The organism is Kineothrix sp. MB12-C1 (assembly GCF_030863805.1).
In the GTDB taxonomy this organism is placed as follows: Bacteria; Bacillota; Clostridia; order Lachnospirales; family Lachnospiraceae; genus Kineothrix.
Map to the genome: position 1 here is coordinate 2,815,990 of NZ_CP132957.1, position 21,099 is coordinate 2,837,088.

Sequence of the window (21,099 nt, forward strand, 5' to 3'; positions counted from 1 at the left end):
GAAATGAAGCGGTGGATTAAGGAGAAGATAATAGGAATAGAGAATCGGAGATATCATCGGCTTCTTGAGAGAAAGAGCATTTCTTATGATGCCTGGATTCGAAAAAGGGAAGTTATGCTCGAACAGGAATTAAAGGAGATGGGAGAAGTGTCGAAACTGACATTTCGATGGATTCCCTATGAAGCGGCACAGAGTTATGTGACGATGTATGAGATGGAAGAGGAAAAATCTGCAGACATCACGGTGTTTCTGGCACAGGATGGGAAAGCTTCTGTCTTATCCGAGGCGGCGATGAGCCGTTTCTTTCTTGCGAATCCCCATATGTCCCTCGCTTATGGGGATGAAGATGTGATAAGCCCGGATGGTCTTCGTTATACACCGTGGTTAAAGCCGGACTGGTCGCCGGACACCTTTTTATCTTATTTTTACTTTGGTTCCGTATTTGCTGTTCGTACTTCTATATGGAAGGAATTATTGAAGGAAGAAATTGCTTCTTTTGGAGGGAATTCTGTAGATAATCCTACTGTATGGATTTATCGTATGTGCTGTCTCCTTGCGAAGAAAGCGGGAGGATTTGAAAGAAGAACACAGGGTGAGTTGAATGGAAATTCCCCTATCGGACATATCGATGAGATTTTATTTCATTCTTACTCCAATCGAGAGATGAATTTATTATATAATGATGATATTCTTGAAGTGGAAGACTTCACAGACAGTAGCAATGTTTTCGACCGGAATATTACTTCTGAACGAGAGACACCTCTTGTTTCTGTGATTATTCCTTCCAAAGATAATGAAGAAGTGCTTCGGCGATGTATCGAATCGATACGAGAAGTGACGGAGCTTCCTTATGAAATTATTGTGGTGGATAACGGCAGTAGGGAAGATACGAAGAATCGTTTGGAGGCCTACTTGAAAGGGCTTGCAGTTTCGGGCACGTATATTTATGAGCCGATGGAGTTTCATTTTTCCCGTATGTGCAATCGGGGAGCGCTGGAAGCATCCGGGGAGGTGCTGCTCTTTCTGAATGATGATGTGGAAGTGCCGCAGCGCGAAGAGGGACTCGGATGGATGGAAGGGCTTTATAATCAGGCTGTGCGGCCTTACGCAGGAGCGGTGGGAGTGAAGTTATTATATCCGAATACGAAGCGGATACAGCATGGAGGCATTGTGAATCAGCGTCTCGGCCCTGTTCATAAGCTGCAATTCAAAGATAATGATGCTTGCTATTATTATGGGTGGAACTGTGCGAAAAGAAATGTGATTGCTGTAACGGGTGCTTGTCTTGCGGTGCAACTGGAAAAGTGGAAAGAAGCAGGCGGATTCCCGGAAGAGCTGCCTGTAGCTTTTAACGATGTGGATTTATGCTTTTCCTTATATGAAAAGGGATATTATAATGTGGTACTGCAAGAGACCGTGCTGTATCATTGGGAGTCGCTGAGCAGAGGGCAGGATGAGGAAGAGGGCAAGCTGAACCGGCTTCTTACGGAGAAGAGAAAGCTCTATGAACGGCATCCGGAACTTTATGGAAAAGACCCTTTTTACCATAAGTATTTGGCAGGAGATATGCTAAGTACGGGATTCGAATTAAAGGCAGATTATGAATGGAAGGAAGACCTCTCTTTCGGAAAGCCCATATCAGTCAGTGGGATTGCGGACCGGGCGAGAGAAGAGCCCTGCGTTATAATCAGCCTGGAATATGCAGGAACGGTAGAGGAATGGCGTTCCGGACAGGTTCCGAAATGCGAGGATGAATATTATATTCAAGGCTACTCTTTTGTATCGGGATCGAACAATGCTTGTTATGACAAGAAGATTTTACTTCAGAGCGGCAAGAAGCAGTTTTGTATCATTCCTGAACTGTTACCTCGAAGGGATGTGGAACAGAACCTTCCCGATCAGGAGAATGTGGGCTTGACGGGATTTGCTGTGCGGCTTCGAAAGGGAGACTTGGAAGATGGAAGATATCGGATCGGGGTGTTAGCACAAGACCGATGTACCGGCCATAAGTTATTCTGTTGGACGGAAAGATACCTGGAGGTGAAAGGATGCAGGAGGAAAAGTTAAAAGGCATAGATGAGGCTTCTTATTACAAGGAAGCTTATGAGAGGGAGCATATCAAATGTGCTGATCTGGCGGGCAGGATTGCGGAACTGGAAGAGAAGAACGACGAGCTCTCCTTTAAAATAAACAGAATTAAGAGCAATCCGATTTGGAAGGCAAGTGCTCCTGTTCGCAGGGGAGTCCATTTCCTATTGCGTCTGCGCAGTCGGTTGAAAAACTGTGGAAATCTTAGGGGAATTATAGCCAAGATTAAATATAAGCAAAGAGAGCGGGAGGCGATGGAAAGCTTCGGAACGGCCAGCTTTCCAGATGAGGCCAGAAGAAAACAAGAGAGGGAAAGTGTCTTTCCCCGTATGGTGAAGTTCAGTATTTTGGTGCCTCTTTACAATACACCGGTAGAATTTCTGAAGGCGATGCTCGATTCTGTAATAAATCAGACGTATGAGAATTGGGAACTCTGCCTTGCGGATGGCTCCGATAGTGAACATGCTTATGTAGGTGAAGTGTGCAAAGAATATATTGAAAGAGACAGAGCCTATGGGAAAGGGGAATCCCGTATTCTTTATCAGAAGCTGGAGAAGAATGAAAAGATATCGGGGAATACCAACCGCTGCTATGGGATGGCTACGGGAGAGTATATCGGCCTGTTCGATCATGATGATATATTGCATCCATCAGTGCTTTATGAATATAATAAAGCGGTCAATGAGCAAGATGCTGATTATATTTATTGTGATGAAACGACCTTTAAAAATAACGATATCAATAAAATGCTCACTATGCATTTTAAGCCGGATTACGCTATCGATAATCTTCGTGCCAATAATTATATCTGTCATTTCAGCGTATTTGACAGGAAGCTTTTGGAAGGTACCGAGCTCTTTCGTTCGAAATATGACGGCAGTCAGGATCACGATATGATTCTCAGACTGACCGACCGTGCGAAAAAAGTGGTACATGTACCTAAATTGATGTATTACTGGCGCTCTCATGCAGGCAGTGTGGCATCCGGTATTGAAGCGAAGCCTTATGCCATCGATGCGGCGAAAGGGGCAGTGGCAGAACATTTGCGCAAGCACGGATATAAGCATTTCAAGATTACGAGTACGAGGGCTTTTGAGACGATTTTCAAGATTAGTTATCAGATTATAGGCAATCCGAAGATTTCTATTATTATTTCTAATAAGGATCATAAGGATGACCTCGATAGATGTATTACTTCCATCCTGGAGAAATCCACTTATGATAATTATGAGGTCATTATCGTAGAGAATAACAGCGAAACTGCAGAAATATGGGAATACTATGAAAAGCTCAAAGAAGATGAGAGAATAAAGATAGTGGATGCCAATGAAAGTAAGGCCACAAAAGGAAGTTTCAATTATTCGGCAGTCAACAATCTGGGAGTGGAGGAGGCATCGGGAGACTATATTCTGCTTTTGAATAATGATACGCAGGTCATCACGGTCAATTGGATGGAAGAGCTTCTGATGTATGCGCAAAGAGAAGACGTTGGGGCAGTAGGAGCCAAGCTTTACTATGAGAATAAGACGATACAGCATGCAGGTGTTGTTCTGGCTCTTGGCGCTCATCGTACGGCAGGACATAGTCATTATGGGCAGCATAGAGAAAATCTGGGGTATATGGGAAGGCTTTGCTATGCTCAGGATGTGTCGGCAGTAACAGGGGCTTGCCTTATGGTTTCCAGAGAATTATACGATAAAGTAGGAGGGCTGGATGAGTCTTTCGCTATTTCTTTAAACGATGTGGATTTCTGCCTCAAACTTCGACAACTGGGATATTTGAATGTATTCACCCCTTTTGCGGAGTTATATCATTTTGAGTCCATATCCAGAGGTTTGGATGATAAGGGGGAAAAAGCGAAGAGGTATGAGGAAGAATCGGCAAGGTTCAGGGGGAAGTGGAAAGAGGTGCTCCAAAAGGGCGACCCTTATTACAATCCTAATTTTTCTTTAGACAGGAGTGACTTTTCTTTAAAAATTGAAAAAAATATGATATAATTGTAATAAGAAAAATGGGTACAGGAGGAGCATGGATATGAGTTACAAGAATGAATTTGACTTTTGGTTGAATGATTCCTATTTTGATGAGGCGACGAAGAAAGAACTTGTGGCAATTAAGGATGATGAAAAAGAGATAGAAGACCGTTTCTATAAAGAGTTGGAATTTGGTACCGGCGGTTTGCGCGGAGTAATCGGTGCGGGAACGAATCGTATGAATATCTATACCGTAAGAAAGGCAACACAAGGTCTTGCTAATTATATTATAAAGCAGGGCGGAAAAGACAAAGGAGTAGCAATTGCCTATGACTCCAGAAGAATGTCCCCTGAATTCGCAGATGAAGCAGCTCTTTGTCTGGCAGCAAATGGCATCAAGGCTTATGTATTCGAATCCTTGCGTCCGACGCCGGAATTATCCTTTGCGCTTAGAACCCTGGGTTGTATTTCAGGTATTGTTATTACTGCAAGCCATAACCCGCCGGAATATAATGGATATAAAGCTTATTGGGAGGATGGCGCACAGGTAACAGCTCCGAAAGATGAAGAGATTATTGCAGAAGTAAAGAATGTTACGAACTACCATGATGTGAAGACCATGGATAAGGAAAAAGCGATAGAGGCTGGTCTATATCAAGTAATCGGCAAAGAAATTGATGATGCCTATATGGAAGAATTGAAAAAGCAGATCATCCATCCGGAAATCATCAAAGAAGTATCCGATGAAATTAAGATTGTGTATTCCCCCTTTAACGGTACGGGAAATCTTCCGGTAAGGCGTATTTTATCGGAGCTAGGATTCAAACATGTCTATGTGGTTCCTGAGCAGGAAATGCCGGATCCTGATTTTACTACTTTGGATTATCCGAATCCGGAAGATCCAAAGGCATTTGAACTTGCTCTTAAGTTGGCGAAGGAAAAGGACGCAGATATCGTATTGGCAACGGATCCGGATGCGGACAGGCTCGGTATTTATGCACTCGATACGAAGAGCGGCGAATATGTTCCTTTTACCGGAAATATGTCGGGAATGCTCATTGCAGAATATATTTTGAGAGAAAGAAGTGCGACAGGAACGATGCCGGAGGATCCTGCGCTCGTTACGACCATCGTTACTACTAATATGGCGATGGCAATTGCTGATGCTTATCAGGTAAAATGTATCGAGGTATTGACAGGATTTAAATACATTGGCGAACAGATTAAATGGTTCGAAGAAAGCGGTTCCAATCACTACGTATTCGGCTTGGAAGAAAGCTACGGCTGTCTGGCAGGTACTCATGCCAGAGATAAGGATGCCATAGTTGCTGTTATGTGCCTGTGTGAAATGGCTGCATGGTGTAAGAAGCAGGGCAAGACAGTATGGGATCAGATGCTCGATCTCTATGAGAAGTATGGATACTTCAAAGAAACTCAGTATGCGATTACCTTAAAAGGAATTGAAGGTTCTAAGCAGATTGCCCAGATTATGGATAAGTTAAGAAATAATCCTCCGAAGAACTTTGGTGACCTTCAAGTAGTGGAGGTAAGGGACTATGCTTCCGGTAAGGTTGTAAATATGCAGACGAAGGCTGAGAAAGAGACAGGACTTCCTAAGTCTAATGTGCTCTATTTCGAGTTGACGAATGATTCTTGGTGCTGTGCCCGCCCGTCGGGAACGGAGCCGAAACTTAAGTTCTACATGGGAGTTAAGGGAACTAGCTTAGAGGATGCACAGGCTAAGGTGGATAGGCTGACAGAAGATTTAAAAGCTTTGATTTAGTAAAATCAATATGAATATGAGACGTAACTGAGAGGATACTGACCAGTTACTACGATATAGGACTGCCACAGGAAAGGTTGCGGGAAGGTGAGCGCGCGTCTGTGACAGTCCTGTGCGTTACGTACCAGTTGTAAAGAGAATGGGAACCGTGATGGAAGCTTTATTGTAAACCCAGGGTAACTATTCAGCAGGTCTGCGCATTCACTGCGCGGACCGTAAGAAAACATGGAATAACAAGTGAAAATCCCATCACCGAAGGTGATTTTAATGGATTTTCACCCGTAGCGGTGAGGGTAGTGAACAGTTACAACCCAGGAATATGGAAAAGTGTGAGAAAATGAGAAGTGCCATAATAAAAGTAAGCAATTTAAAGAAGACCTTTTATTATCTGAAGAAAAATGGAATAAAGAATGCATATTATGCGGTGCTGGAACGGATTGGAAGAGAAAAGGCGGCAGCCTATTCCTATCAGGAACCGGAAGCACATGTGCTTCGCACCCAGCGCCGGGAGTCTGAGGAGCTGCCTTATACTTTTAGCATCCTTGTGCCCGCTTATGAGACGAACGCTTCTTATCTGAGGGAAATGGTGGATTCAGTGCTGGCTCAGACCTATTCTCAGTTCGAGTTGATCATAGCGGATGCCAGTCGGTCCCCGGAGGTGCAGAAGGTGATAGAAGCCTACAAGGATGAGAGAATTCGCTATACTAGGCTTAAGGAGAATAAAGGGATTTCCGAGAATACCAATGCTGCCCTCGAAATAGCCCGGGGAGAATACATTGGTCTGCTCGATCATGATGATGTTCTCACGCCGGATGCTCTTTATGAAATGGCGGCAGCCATTGAAGAAGCAAAAAGGGAAGGCAAGGAAGCATGGATGCTGTATTCTGACGAGGATAAGGGAAATGGAGATTGTACAGTATTCTATGACCCACATGTGAAACCGTCCCTAAATGTTGATTTGTTGTTATCCAACAACTATATTTGTCACTTTCTTGTGATGAAGAAGGAACTGATGCAAGACTTGAAGTTTCGTGCGAAGTACGATGGAGCTCAAGATTTCGACCTTGTGCTGCGCGCCGTAGGAAAGCTTCTTTATGAGAATGGTGAGAACGGTAAGAAGAGGGAATCCATCCGCCATATTCCTAAAGTGCTATACCATTGGCGCTGCCATACCGGTTCTACCGCAGAGAATCCGGAAAGTAAACGCTATGCCTATGATGCCGGAAAAAGAGCGGTGGAAGATTTCATTGCGAAGCGGGGCTGGAAAGGGAAGGTAGAACATACCCTCCATCTTGGATTCTATCGAATCAATTACGAAGGCGGTATCTTTGCACAGCGTTCGGATGTAGGAATAATCGGCGGTAAGGTATTGGACTCCCGTAAAAGAATAGTAGGGGCTATTTACGATAAGAAAGGAAACAATAGTTACGAAGGTCTTCATAAGGAGTATAGCGGTTATATGCATAGAGCTTCTCTTTCGCAAGAAGCCTATGCCGTGGATATACGCGGTATAAAAGTGCGAAGAGAGCTTCAAGGCCTGTTTGAAGAAATTATGGGTGTCCCATATCTTGAAGATCCTGTTACTGGACTTTTTGCATACCAATCATGTGGAAAAGTGTTAGAGCCCAGACAACAAAGTATGAATCTTTGTCAAAAGATGCGGCAAGTTGGTTATACTATTGTTTTTACCCCGGAAATAACAACAGTATTAAAGGGAAAGGTATGATTATTAGAATGAATGCAACGATTGTGATCCCTAATTATAATGGAAAAGCTTATCTCGCCTCTTGTTTGCAATCGATATATGAAGGCACGACGGTTCCGAAAGTCATTGTTGCAGATAACGGTTCCTCCGATGGAAGCCTTGCTCTTATCGAGGAAAACTATCCTCAGGTACAGATAATAAGATTTCCTGATAACCAGGGATTTTGTACGGCGGTGAATGCGGGAATACGCGCAACAGATACAAAGTATGTTATTTTATTGAACAATGATACAAGAGCGGAGGCACATTTCGTGGAAGAGTTGGTGAAATCCATTGAGAAGAAGCCGAATGCTTTTTCCGTCAGTGCGAAAATGCTCTCCATGAAGGAACCGGATATCATTGATGATGCAGGTGATTTGTACTGTGCTCTCGGTTGGGCGTTCGCCCTGGGAAAAGGAAAAGTAAAGGAGTACTGTGATAAGGAGAGGGAAATCTTCGCAGCTTGTGGCGGTGCGTCTATTTACCGGAGGTACCTTTTTGAAAGAATCGGTTATTTCGATGAAAATCATTTCGCTTATCTGGAAGATATGGATATCGGATATCGGGCGAAGATTTTCGGATACCGGAATTATTTTACGCCAAAGGCAATCGTTTATCATGCAGGCAGCGCGGTAAGCGGTTCCCGATATAATGAATTTAAGGTGAAACTTTCCTCCAGAAACAGCATATATTTAGTTTTTAAAAATATGCCCTTGCTGCAGCTGCTTGTGAATCTTCCGTTTTTACTTCCCGGATTTCTCATAAAATTCTTATTTTTTGTTAAAAAGGGACTTGGAAAAACTTATTTTCTCGGCTTGTTGCGAGGTATCGGTTTATCCTTTTCACGAGAAGGAAAACAAAATAAAGTGAAGTTTCAAATGGAAAATATAAATAACTATATGAGAATACAGCTTGAACTATGGATAAATATGGCTTTTTTATCTTTATAGAAAATTAAGTTGTACTTTTGGGGATAATATTGTAAAATATGTAGCAGTATAGGAAACTTGATAGTAATTGCTCAGTAGGTCTGCGCATTTACACTTGGTGAAAGCATGATAAAAGATAACCAAAGGTATTTCAATAGATTACACCTGCTGGTGGATGCGGTTGTCGTAGCACTTTCCTATTCACTCGCATGGTTAATAAAGTTTAAGACGCCCTTCGCAGATACAGAGCCTGGTATTTCTGCGCTCTCTGTGGAGATATATTTTAGTGCGCTTTATTTTATTGTGCCCGGATATGTTTTGCTTTATTATTTCTTTAATATGTATACTCCGAAGCGGGCTACCAGACGGAAATATGAGATATCGAGTATTATTAAAGCGAATACGGTAGCAATATTTCTGTTTATGGTGGTGTTATTTGCTATTAAGCAAGAACACTTTTCCCGCTCTTTAATTGTTATATTTTATGTAATTAATATTATTTTAGCTACGTTGTTCCGGTCATTGATTCGTAATGGCCTGCAATATTTCCGCAAAAAAGGGTATAATCTAAAGTATATTCTGTTAGTGGGATATTCCAGAGCAGCAGAGGAGTACATTACGCGAATCAACGCCAATCCTCAATGGGGATATGTGGTGCGGGGAATCTTAGACGACAAAGTACCGAGCGGTACCTTATATAAGGGTGTGAAGGTGTTAGGAAGAATTGACAACCTGCTTTATATTTTGCCGGAGAACAAGCTGGATGAAATAGCCGTTACTTTGGCACTTGAAGATTACAATAGGTTGGAGAGAATCGTAGATTTGTGCGAGAAGTCCGGTGTGCATACGAAATTTATTCCGGATTATAACAGTCTTGTACCGAGCAGGCCGTATACGGAGGACTTGATGGGACTTCCGGTAATTAATATTCGTTATGTGCCTTTGACCAATACGTTGAATTGGATAGCAAAACGGGCAGTCGATGTGATGGGTTCCCTTTGTGGAATTATTATATCTTCGCCGCTCATGCTTATTGCAGCTATTTTAGTGAAGTGTACAAGCCGTGGACCGGTGATTTTCAAGCAGGAACGCGTGGGCCTTCATAATAAACCATTCAAAATGTATAAATTCCGTACGATGGAGCTGCAAAAACCTTCTCAGGAACAAAAGGCATGGACAGTGAAAGATGATCCCCGTGTGACGCGAATCGGAAAGATTATGAGAAAGACGAGTTTGGACGAGCTTCCCCAGTTGTTCAATATATTGGCAGGGGAGATGAGCCTTGTAGGTCCAAGGCCGGAGCGTCCGTTGTTTGTTGAAAAGTTCAAAGAAGAAATTCCCCGATATATGATTAAACATCAAGTGCGGCCCGGACTTACCGGTTGGGCACAGATTAATGGGTATAGAGGCGATACCTCTATAAGAAAACGTATTGAATATGATATATTTTATATAGAAAATTGGACGATGGGGCTGGACATTAAAATCATGTTTTTGACGATTTTCAAAGGCTTCATCAATAAGAATGCTTATTAAATTTGCAAAAAGATAAGGGAGATGGAAATGGCTACAAATTCTAAAAAAAGTGGAAGAAGCGAAGATACTAAGATGAATAGCAAAAGCAAGAAAATGTCGGCAAAAGAAAAAGAGAGGAGAAAAAGAAAAAAGATTGTTCTCTTTATTGTAGAAATTTTCATATTGCTCATTATGGTAGGTGTGTTGTACTTTGTTCTTAAAGGTGAAAAAGTAGGTAAAGTTGAGTTAAATGCAGATAAGCTCGTGATTAACGAAGAAGTAAAACAAAGAGAAGAGACAACGAATATGAAGGGCTATCGCAATATCGCTTTATTCGGTGTGGATTCCACTACAGGAGCTTTAACGAAGAACACACGAAGTGATACCATTATGATTGCTTCCATTAACTTGGACACAGGAAATTGTAAGCTCGTTTCCGTATATCGTGATACCTATTTGAATTTAAGTAATGATACTTATAATAAGTGTAATTCTGCTTATGCCAAGGGCGGTCCGGAGATGGCGATTAACATGTTGAATATGAACATGGATATGAACATCACAGACTTTATCACCGTAGGATTCGCAGGACTTACAGATACGATCGATGCGCTTGGCGGTATTATGGTAGACGTGGATAGTGCGGAGATTCATCATTTGAATAGTTATCAGTTCACGATGGCAGAGGATTTGAAGCGCCCTTATAAAGAAGTAACAGAAACAGGCTATCAGCTTTTGAGCGGTCTTCAGGCAACAGCATACTGCCGGATTCGTTACACGGCAGGAGATGACTTTAAGCGTGCAGAACGTCAGAGAGAAGTGCTGATGGCAGTAGCGGATAAGGCGAAGACGGCATCCCCGGCCACTTTGAATCAGATTGCTAACGATGTATTCAGCGAGATTTATACATCTCTCGATTTGACAGAAATCCTTGAGCTGTTAGGTGGTATCAGCAAATATAATATCGTGGATCAGGCCGGATTCCCCTACGAGCAGTATAGAACGACAGGGACGATTGGCTCTAAGGGAAGCTGCGTTATTCCGGTTGATCTGAAAGAGAATGTGGAATGGCTCCATAAGTTCTTATTCGATGAAGAATACACCGTATCTTCGGATGTACAGTCATACAGCGATAAAATAAAGAGTGACACCGCTTCCTATATCAGATAAGAACATAAGAAGAGATTGATATAAATAAAGATAAAATAAAAGGACCTTCCAAGGGTCCTTTTATTGTAACAGTTCAGCTCTTAACGCCGCGAGGTGTTTTTTGTGAGCGAAGATCACAGAAAACCCGAGTTTGGCAAGCGCGAAATACTGCTATGCAGTATTTCTGTGCATAAATTGTTGCTAGGAAGCCGTAGGCTGAATAGTAACCTTTTATTGTAACTATTCAGTAGGTCTGCGCATTTACTGCGCTGACCGTACGATAACGTTGAATAACAAGTAAAAATCCCATCACCGAAGGTGATTTGAAATGGATTTTTGCTCGTAACTGTGAAGGTACTGAACAGTTACCTTTTATTAAATAATGAGGGAAAGGGGCAGGATAAGTTGATGAAGGAAATAGATGTGATTATCCCTGTATATAAACCGGACAAGGCTTTTTTGATGTTAATAGACAGCTTGCAGAATCAGACAGTTTCCATAGGGAAGATTATTATTATCAATACGGAGCAGAAATATTTCGACCGCCTGGTATATGGGACTCCATTTTTTGAGAAGAACAAGAATGTAGTTATTACCCATATTGGGAAGAAGGAGTTCAATCATGGCGCATCCAGAAACCTGGGGGTGAGTAAGTCGCAGGCTCCTATTTTCGTTATGATGACACAGGATGCACTTCCGGGAGATGAGCATCTAATTGAGAATCTGGTGCGGCCGCTGGGGAAAGAGGAGGCCGCCGTCTCCTATGCAAGGCAGCTTCCGGCAGATGATTGTAATGAAATGGAACGATTTATGCGGGCCTTCAACTATCCTGCGAAAAGTGTGGAAAAGTCAGCGCGGGATATACAGCGGCTGGGGATAAAAACTTATTTCTGTTCCAATGTGTGTGCGGCATATAAACGAGAGGTATTCGATGCCCTCGGAGGTTTTGTGAAATGTACAATTTTCAATGAGGATATGATCTATGCGGCGGGAGCGATAAAGGCAGGATATCTGATTGCTTATGCGGCAGATGCTAAAGTGATTCATTCTCACAACTATACTTGCAGGCAGCAGTTTCATCGTAACTTTGACTTGGGGGTATCTCAGGCGGATCATCCTGAGATTTTTGAGGGGGTTCCTTCGGAGAAGGAGGGTATCGCTCTTTTGAAAAGTTTGACAAGGCATTTGTGGAAGAATAGAAAGAGAGGAAAGATTCCGGTATTTTATATAAATAGTGCTTTCCGCTACGCGGGATTTTTACTCGGAAAGAAGTATAAGAGGCTACCTATGGCTCTCGTTATGAAATGTACATCGAATAAGGACTATTGGGGACAGATACGAAGAATAAAGGTAACTATCTGATAGGTCGGCGCATTTACTGCGCTGACCGTACGATAACGTTGAATAACAAGTAAAAATCCCATCACCGAAGGTGATTTTAAATGGATTTTTGCAACTGTGAGGGTACTGAACAGTTGCGAATAAAGGTAACTATCTGATAGGTCGGCGCATTTGCGGCGCCAACCGTAAAAACACGTGGAAAACAGTTAACAAAAAACGCATATTTTTATCACAAAAAGAACACAATTCCTCGATATACTGATAGCAAATATAAGGAAAGGAAGAATGAGTGCGAACCACTCATAATGAGTAAAGAATACTCATAATGAGTAAAAAACACTCATAGGGAATTGTTATGTATGAAAATAATTATCCAAACGATTATGAAAAGAAAAATTCGTTGCCTGGTTCAGCAGAAGGAAAACCGGAAGAAACTGGATTAAATGGACAAAGTACCGGCGAATACGGTACGGGCTACTATAATACAAACACTTCCGCTTATGGCAATGGCAGTTACCGTTACGGAAATAACTATAATTATATTGAGAATGCTTATCGAGCAGGCAATGGCTATGGCACCGGAGAAAGTGCAAATAAGCCTCCTGTCAGAGAGAAAAAGGAGAAAAAATCAGGCGGATATTTTAAGAAAGCGTTAGTCGCGGTAAGCCTGGGGTTATTCTTCGGAATTTGCGCCGGAGCCGGATTCGTTGCGGTAGAATCGGCAACAGGCGCCTTCAGAAGTAATATAATGACAGCCACATCGGAGGCAACACAGAATGTGAAAGACATCTCGGACGGTGTGAAAACAACGGCGGAGACAATTGCAGAAACCGCTCAGAATATAGATGCAGTACCGGGTGGGGAGACTACAGCGGTAGTTACAGATGTTAGCAATGTAGTGACAGCAGTAATGCCGGCTATCGTTTCTATTAATAATATTTACACAGAGACAACTTCTTTCTTCGGACAGTCCATGCAAAGTGAAGGAACGGCGGCTGGTTCAGGCATTATTGTGGGGGAAAGTGATACAGAGCTTTTAATTGTATCCAATTATCACGTGGTAGAAGGAGCCGATAAATTAATGGTACAATTCGCTGATGGTTCAGAGGTGCAGGCCCAGATGAAAGGATCTGATCCTGATATGGACTTGGCAGTTATCGCGGTAGACTTGGAACAGGTGGAAGCCTCTACAAGAAATGCGATTGCAGTTGCGACCCTTGGAGACAGCGATGCTTTGACCGTAGGAGAACCTGCCATCGCCATCGGTAATTCCTTAGGATATGGGCAGTCTGTAACGGTAGGTGTTATCAGTGCGCTTGACCGAGTTATCAATTTATCCGGTGGGAATGGTAGGGTAACGGATTCCGATGCTTCTTTTATACAGACGGATGCAGCTATTAATCCGGGTAATTCAGGCGGTGCCCTTCTCAATCTGCGCGGTGAGGTAGTTGGTATTAATTCCAATAAGATTGGCGGTTCTGTAGTGGAAGGAATGGGGTATGCAATTCCCATTTCCGCAGCGAAACCAATTATTCAAGATTTGATGTTAAAAGAAACGAGAGCAAAAGTAGCACAGGAAAATAAAGGTTATCTTGGTATTTCTCCTCTTACCGTAGTGGATGAGATGGCGGAGACCTACGGAATGCCTAAGGGGGTATATGTGTCACAAGTATACGAAGGTACAGCCGCAGAGACAGCCGGAATTAAGAAAGGCAATATCATTACGGAATTCGATGGTAATAAAGTGACGAGTGCTGAGGATTTATTAAGCATGATGGAATATTATGCGGCAGGAGATACGGTTAACGTTACAATTATGCAAGGAAGTCCTAACGGTTGGGACAGCCAGGCTGTTACTGTTACTCTTGGCGGAAGAGCGGATATAGATGTCAATAATTAATGAGAATTAATAAAGATATGATAGAAACGGTTATTCGGCTATTTCTCAAGGTGGAAAGGCGGGTAACCGTTTTTCTAATAAATTTATAAATTATAAGAACAGTAATTTAGAAAATGTTAACTTGTACAACATTTGTGAATACCGTATAATAAAAATCGGTACATTGGCTTACGATAAAGAATAAATTTAATGTAAGGATAAGGAGCGGACTATGAGCGATTTTAATAATAATGGAGACAATAATAACGAAGAGAACAATAATAGGAATAAAAATAATAATGAAGATATTCAAAATAAGGATCATAAAGAATATGAGAATGATGAAGTGAAATCTGATGGAGGGGAAAAAGAAGACGATCGCGGAAGCATGAAGGATTTTAGCAATTCGGGAAAAGAAACTGATTACGAAGATGTTTGTTTTATATGCCGCAGACCGGAGAGAAGGACGGGGAAGATGTTCAAGCTTCCCAATAACATATCTGTATGTAATGACTGTATGCATAAGACGATGGATACGGTCAGCCAATTCGATTACCAAGGGATGTTGAATAATCCTAGTCTGAATGAAGAGTTGAATAAGCTAAATGGCGGTAAGGGAATGCCTAATATCAGCTTCGTGAATCTGGCAGATTTACAAGGGGACGGCGGTATCCCGAATAAGCAGAAAATAAAGAAGAAAAAACAACAAACGAGCGAAGCGCCGGTGCTGGATATTAAGAATATTCCTGCCCCTCATAAAATAAAGGCACAGCTCGATGAGTATGTGGTAGGGCAGGAGAAGGCAAAAAAGATTATTTCCGTAGCAGTTTACAATCACTATAAGCGTGTGGCTACCGGTACGATGGATGAAATCGAGATTGAAAAATCTAATATTTTGATGTTGGGGCCTACAGGAAGCGGAAAGACCTATTTGGTAAAGACTTTGGCAAGGCTGCTGGATGTTCCTCTTGCCATAACGGATGCCACTTCACTAACGGAGGCAGGTTATATCGGAGATGATATTGAAAGTGTGGTATCTAAGCTCCTTGCCGCCGCAGATAATGATGTGGAGAAAGCTGAGAAAGGAATTATTTTTATCGATGAAATCGATAAGATTGCTAAGAAGAAAAATACAACATCCAGAGATGTCAGCGGAGAGTCTGTACAGCAAGGAATGCTTAAGCTGTTGGAAGGTGCGGAAGTAGAAGTTCCTGTGGGTGCTAATAGCAAAAATGCCATGGTACCTCTTACTACGATCAATACGAAGAACATTCTTTTTATCTGCGGCGGAGCGTTTCCTGACCTGGAGGAAATTATTAAGCAGCGTCTGAATAAGAGAACCTCCATAGGCTATACTGCAGAACTGAAAGATAAATATGATAAAGATAAGAATATATTAAGCAAGGTGGCTGTGGAAGATATTAAGAAGTTCGGTATGATTCCTGAATTCATCGGACGTCTGCCGATTATCTGTACGCTGGAAGGCTTGTCGAAGGAAATGTTTATTAAGATACTGAAAGAGCCCAGAAATGCTATTTTAAAACAGTATCAGAAGCTGTTGGAGCTGGATGAGGTACAGCTTATGTTCGATGATGGCGCTTTGGAGGCGATTGCTGAGAAGGCTATGAATAAAGAAACCGGGGCAAGGGCGCTCCGCGCTATTATTGAAGAATTTATGCTGGATATTATGTACGAAATCCCTAAGGATGATAATATAGGAAGGGTAACTATTACGAGGGAATATATTGAAAATACAGGAGGGCCTGTAATTGACATTCGCAGTAATTCTGTAGAATTGCCGGAGAATCTTAACGTAATCGAGCAATAAGTCATATAGTAATAATAAAGATAAAGAGTGAATAATATTATGGCTTGCAGAGAACAAATGCTGTCAAATGATTACATGGAGATTACGCTGGATTATATTGCGCCTGTTGGCCTAGTGACAGCGCCGGGCTCTTGTTATGAAGTGATTGACGAACAATTTGTTGTGTTGTTAGTTGATAGGAATCTTGTTTCTACTATCAGCATTAGCGAACTTACTTATACTGCTGTTCCGAAGTTATATGGGTTAATGCAAGTGGAAGCTTCTCCCGGAGAAGCTGTTTTCGATCCGCTAAGTTTAATAAGATCAGGGATTCTTCAAGTGCAAAGGGCTCCTTTATCCTTAACAGGAAGAGGGGTGGTCCTGGGCTTTGTGGATACGGGCATTCGTTATGATTTGGATGTATTTAGGCGGCCGGACGGTACTTCCAGGATTCTGGCTATATGGGATCAGACCATTCAGGATGGGGAACCTCCTGAAGGATTCTCTTATGGCACTCTTTATACGAATGAACAAATTAATGAAGCGTTGCAAAGTGATGATCCTTTATCTATCGTCCCATCTACGGACACAGATGGGCATGGAACGGCCATGGCTAGCGTAGCGGCAGGGAGCACCGTAAATTTTGGTCTTTCCTTTATCGGCGCAGCACCGGATGCGGATATTGTTATGGTAAAATGCCGAGAGGCGAAGCCGTATTTACGCGACTATTATTTTATTCCGGAAGGAGTTCCGGCCTATTCCGGAACGGATATTGGAATGGCGGTCAAGTATTTGGAGAACTTTACTGAAATAGGAAGCAGGCCAGTGGTTATAAGTATCGGCATGGGGAGTAACATGGGAGATCATGCCGGGAATTCAATTTTGTCTAGATATTTGAATCGTGTAGCGGAGAAACGAAATCGTACAGTGATTATATGCGGAGGTAATGAGGGCAATGCCGGACATCATTTCAGCAGTTTGATTACAATGAGTGCCAGACTTGTAGTGGAAACGGTAGAAATGAGAGTTGATGCCGGAGAAGTTGGATTCTTAGTGGAGCTGTGGGGGGCTCCCCCTAACGTATTGAGTGTTGCTATCCGCTCCCCGGGGGGAGAAGTGATTCCTGCTATCGATTACCGAAGTAAGACAACAAGAAATTTCTCGTTTATCTATGAGAGAACGAGGGTAACCGTAGACCATCTTTTGGTGGAGGAACGAACAGGGGAACAGGTCGTTGTGTTCCGCTTCGAAGATCCGACACCGGGAGTATGGACATTTAACATAGTGGTTGAGGGGGATAGTGATTACTCTGAAATTAATATGTGGCTCCCCATCACAGATTTCTTAGTTGGTGATACTCGCTTTTTGCGTTCTACGCCCTATACCACACTGACAGAACCGTCTTTGGCTCGATTCACTATTACCCCATCCACTTACGATGACACTAACGATAGTTTTTTTATAGAATCGGGAAGGGGATTTTCCAGAGCGGCGGAAACGAAGCCGGACTTTGCGGCTCCGGGTGTTAATGTATCGACGGCGCTTGGAGATAGAACCGGTGCGAGCATATCGGCAGCCATTACAGCGGGAGCAGCAGCTCAATTCATGCAATGGGCGGTAGTGCAGAACAATGTACCGTTGGCTAATACGAATCAAGTGAAAAGTTATTTTATACGTGGTGCGAGAAGAGATGTGGAGGTAGTCTATCCGAATCGGTCCTGGGGATATGGACAACTGGATATTGAACGTACTTTCAGGATAATTGCAGGAACGATAGGAGGATAAGGATTGAGTTATATTGCGATGATAGCGGCGATTTTCGGTATGGATTTCTTTTTGAAAGATCATATGGAGAAGACGTTGGAAGAAGGGCGGGATAAGAAAAAGGCGAAGGGATGGATTATACTTCGCAAACATCACAATAAGGGAGCCTTCCTGAATACCGGAGAGAAGAAGCAGAAGGTGGTAGCGTGGATTTCCTTATTACTTACCCTCGTACTGACCGTATTTTTCGTTATAACTCTGGGAGCGAAGGGAAAAGGGGCTTTGAAGGCAGGGCTTACCCTTTTGCTGGGCGGGGCTTTCAGCAATACCTATGATCGGCTTAAGCGGGGATATGTGGTGGATTATGTAAGCTTTGGTGTGAAGTGGAAGTGGTTTGCAAATATTATTTTTAATGTTTCTGACTTTTTTATTATAATAGGCGCCTTTGTTACTGCGCTGTCCCTGGGAAATAATTAATATATCGTAACTGTTCCGTACCCTCACAGTCACATGTAAAAATCCATTAAAATCACCTTCGGTGATGGGATTTTTACTTGTTATTCGACGTTATCTTACGGTCAGCGCAGTAAATGCGCAGACCTACTGAATAGTTACAATATACCATTCTAAAAATCTCGGTAATGTGAAGAGTGATTCATCTTCGCATTACCGATTTTTTTATTCTATAAGGAAAGACCTTGGGGTGGAGTATATCTTTGTTCTATCGAGATAGAGAGTTTGCTAGACTTATAAAAAATTGAGATTTGTCAAGAAGGTACACCTTTTTAGCCTATCATTTATTAACAAAATAACTTATTTATCATATAACAATATTCGTTAAATTGCAATTAAAAATATGTTTTTTACGATACATAGAGGAAATAAACCTTATTTTTTGTGAAACATTACCCGGTCTGGAAATTTTAGGAAGGTGTACCTTCTAAACAGCCAAATAATACCGGAGATAAGGAGAATATGATTATGGATTTCAAGAAAATGAAACTATCGACGAAAGCGTCGCTGATTACGACGAGTGTATTGGTGCTTTCTTTTATCGTACTGATTGGTGTATCCGTTATGACAGTGAGTCGTGCAATGACGGCAACAATCAATGGAGAGGTGTCAGGAATATCTGCACAGAACGGACTTATTGTGCAGGGTATTATGGACGATGCGCAAACAGTTGCGGAAAGTCTGCAAGATTATTTGGGAAGTACCTATGTGAAATATGAGGATATGCTGGCGACGCAAGCAGTAGATGCACAAGGGCAGAAGATTCCCTTTCCTACGAAAAAAAGTGCTATTTATAATGTGAATTTGATGGAATTAAATTATGACGTTGAGAATTACATTTTAAACAATGCATGGTCCACAGTGAACCATAATGAGAATATCACCGGTATCGGTGCTTTTTTTGAACCTTTTGCTTATGATGATGCGATTAAAGATTATACAATTTATGTAAGTGATGATGAGGCGAAAAAGAAAACCTCACGCTCCTACGGCTCTTATGAAGAATATAGCAAAAATGATTATTATGAACGTGCGGCAACAACGCAGGAGCCGTATTTTACTAACCCTTTTGTAGATTCAGGAATTACTATGGTAACGGCTTCGTTTCCCGTTGTTTTCAATGGTGAAACACAGGGAGTAATTATGTCAGATATCAATGTGGATAACTTTGCACAGATGAAATCGACAGATGAAAAATATCCTTCCTTATTTGTAGAAATTATCACACAGGATGGTACGATTGTGTATAACACACAAGATAAAGAGCTGATTGGAGAATCATTTAGTGAGCTTCTGGGCGGGCAATACGATAAAATTAACGAAAAGATGCAGGCGGGTGCAGCGTTTTATATGGATATCAAATGGGAAGGTTCCAAGGTGGTAGAATATTATCATCCCATTAAAGCAGGTAATGAAACTTGGTGGGCCGTTACCAGTCTCGATAAAAAGGATCTTAATAAGGATACGATTAACTTAAGTCTTCTTATGGTTATCCTTTCTCTTTGTGCATTGGCCGCTATCGCAATCTCCACTACGGCACTTCTGCGGAAGATGTTATACCCCATTAACAATGTGGTAGATGCGGCAAAGAAAATTGTAGAAGGAAATCTGGACGTTCAATTGGATGTAAAAACGGAGGATGAAATTGGCCTGCTTTCAAAAGAATTCGCTGAAATGACAGGTGGATTAAAGCTGATTATTTCTGATGTGAACTATTTACTCGGAGAAATGTCCAGAGGAAACTTCCGCCTGCAGACGGAAATAGAAGAAAAGTATGTAGGGGAGTATAGGGATATTTTACTTGCAATGCGAGGAATTAACCGAAGTCTTAGCAGTACACTTTGGGATATCGATACGGCGGCGGATCAGGTATCTTTGGGATCGGAGCAAATTGCAGGCGGCGCTCAGGCACTCAGTGAAGGGGCTGCAGAACAGGCGAGCTCGGTGGAAGAACTATCAGTCACGATTTCGGATATCTCGCAGCGCATTGAGGAAAATGCGGAGAATGCGGCGACAGCAGGAAAGTTATCCATAGAGGCAGGTGCCGAAGTTGCTAACAGTAATCGGCATATGGAAGATCTGGTGGCAGCGATGGATGAGATTACGGATTTCTCCAATAAGATCGATGTAATTATCCATACTATTGGGGACATTGCTTCTCAAACTAATCTTCTTTCGTTGAATGCAGCGATTGAAGCGGCTCGTGCAGGTGAAAATGGAAAAGGTTTTTCCGTGGTTGCCAATGAAGTTCGCAACCTTGCTGAAAAGTGTGCGGAAGCGGCACAAAGTACGACCTTGCTAATTGAAAGTACAGTGAATGCGATCGGAAATGGTACAAGACACGCGAATGAGACCGCAAAATCGCTACAGGATGTGATAAAAGAGGTAGATTTGGTAAGTGAAACTGTCCAACAAATTGCCGGAGCATCTGAGGAGCAATCACAGGCCATTTCTCAGGTTGCCGCGGCAATCGAACAAATCTCAGCGGTTGTACAGAATAATTCGGCGACAGCCGAAGAAAGTGCTGCCGCCAGCCAAGAGTTGAGCAGCCAGGCACAAACGTTGAGGAATTTGGTAGGACAGTTCCTGTTACGGGAGGAATAATCCTCCCATC

Annotated in this window: 13 protein-coding genes; all 13 read left to right on the forward strand. The window is 42.3% G+C overall.

All coding sequences use genetic code 11. The features are described from left to right. The first annotated feature begins 3 nt into the window (after positions 1-3). The 13 genes from RBB56_RS12940 (at position 4) to RBB56_RS13000 (ending at position 21,089) form a co-directional block, all read left to right on the forward strand. Positions 4-2,067: a glycosyltransferase family 2 protein gene (locus RBB56_RS12940; protein WP_306719388.1), complete on the forward strand. Its 2,064-nt coding sequence runs from the start codon at positions 4-6 to the stop codon at positions 2,065-2,067. Continuing rightward, positions 2,049-4,085, forward strand: a complete 2,037-nt coding sequence (locus RBB56_RS12945; protein ID WP_306719389.1) for a glycosyltransferase family 2 protein — start codon at positions 2,049-2,051, stop codon at positions 4,083-4,085. The genes RBB56_RS12940 and RBB56_RS12945 overlap by 19 nt, the downstream gene beginning before the upstream one ends. A gap of 37 nt (positions 4,086-4,122) precedes the next feature. Beyond that, positions 4,123-5,844, forward strand: a complete 1,722-nt coding sequence (locus RBB56_RS12950) for a phospho-sugar mutase (protein WP_306719390.1) — start codon at positions 4,123-4,125, stop codon at positions 5,842-5,844. A gap of 319 nt (positions 5,845-6,163) precedes the next feature. Next, on the forward strand, positions 6,164-7,570 hold the full coding sequence (locus tag RBB56_RS12955) for a glycosyltransferase family 2 protein (protein WP_306719391.1): 1,407 nt from the start codon (positions 6,164-6,166) through the stop codon (positions 7,568-7,570). Next, a complete protein-coding gene (locus RBB56_RS12960; protein WP_306719392.1) occupies positions 7,567-8,538 on the forward strand; it encodes a glycosyltransferase family 2 protein in 972 nt (323 codons plus the stop codon). Before RBB56_RS12955 ends, RBB56_RS12960 begins: the two co-directional genes overlap by 4 nt. Before the next feature lie 105 nt (positions 8,539-8,643). Then, positions 8,644-10,053, forward strand: a complete 1,410-nt coding sequence (locus RBB56_RS12965; protein WP_306719393.1) for an undecaprenyl-phosphate glucose phosphotransferase — start codon at positions 8,644-8,646, stop codon at positions 10,051-10,053. 27 nt (positions 10,054-10,080) lie between these two features. Then, positions 10,081-11,202: an LCP family protein gene (locus RBB56_RS12970; RefSeq protein ID WP_306719394.1), complete on the forward strand. Its 1,122-nt coding sequence runs from the start codon at positions 10,081-10,083 to the stop codon at positions 11,200-11,202. A 387-nt stretch (positions 11,203-11,589) separates the two neighbouring features. Beyond that, the gene (locus RBB56_RS12975; RefSeq protein ID WP_306719395.1) at positions 11,590-12,543 is read left to right on the forward strand and encodes a glycosyltransferase family 2 protein; all 954 of its coding nucleotides are present in this window, start codon (positions 11,590-11,592) and stop codon (positions 12,541-12,543) included. Positions 12,544-12,877: 334 nt separating this feature from the next. Further along, positions 12,878-14,422, forward strand: coding sequence for a S1C family serine protease (locus RBB56_RS12980; RefSeq protein ID WP_306719396.1), 1,545 nt, complete (start codon positions 12,878-12,880; stop codon positions 14,420-14,422). 211 nt (positions 14,423-14,633) lie between these two features. Next, positions 14,634-16,229: an ATP-dependent Clp protease ATP-binding subunit ClpX gene (clpX, locus tag RBB56_RS12985; RefSeq protein ID WP_331525752.1), complete on the forward strand. Its 1,596-nt coding sequence runs from the start codon at positions 14,634-14,636 to the stop codon at positions 16,227-16,229. Positions 16,230-16,256: 27 nt separating this feature from the next. After that, positions 16,257-17,993 (forward strand): S8 family peptidase, encoded by a 1,737-nt coding sequence (locus tag RBB56_RS12990; protein ID WP_306719397.1) that lies wholly within the window; start codon positions 16,257-16,259, stop codon positions 17,991-17,993. A 3-nt stretch (positions 17,994-17,996) separates the two neighbouring features. Beyond that, positions 17,997-18,449 (forward strand): signal peptidase II, encoded by a 453-nt coding sequence (locus RBB56_RS12995; protein ID WP_306719398.1) that lies wholly within the window; start codon positions 17,997-17,999, stop codon positions 18,447-18,449. A gap of 504 nt (positions 18,450-18,953) precedes the next feature. Beyond that, complete coding sequence (locus tag RBB56_RS13000) at positions 18,954-21,089, forward strand: methyl-accepting chemotaxis protein (RefSeq protein WP_306719399.1); 2,136 nt, start codon at positions 18,954-18,956, stop codon at positions 21,087-21,089. Positions 21,090-21,099 lie beyond the last annotated feature (10 nt).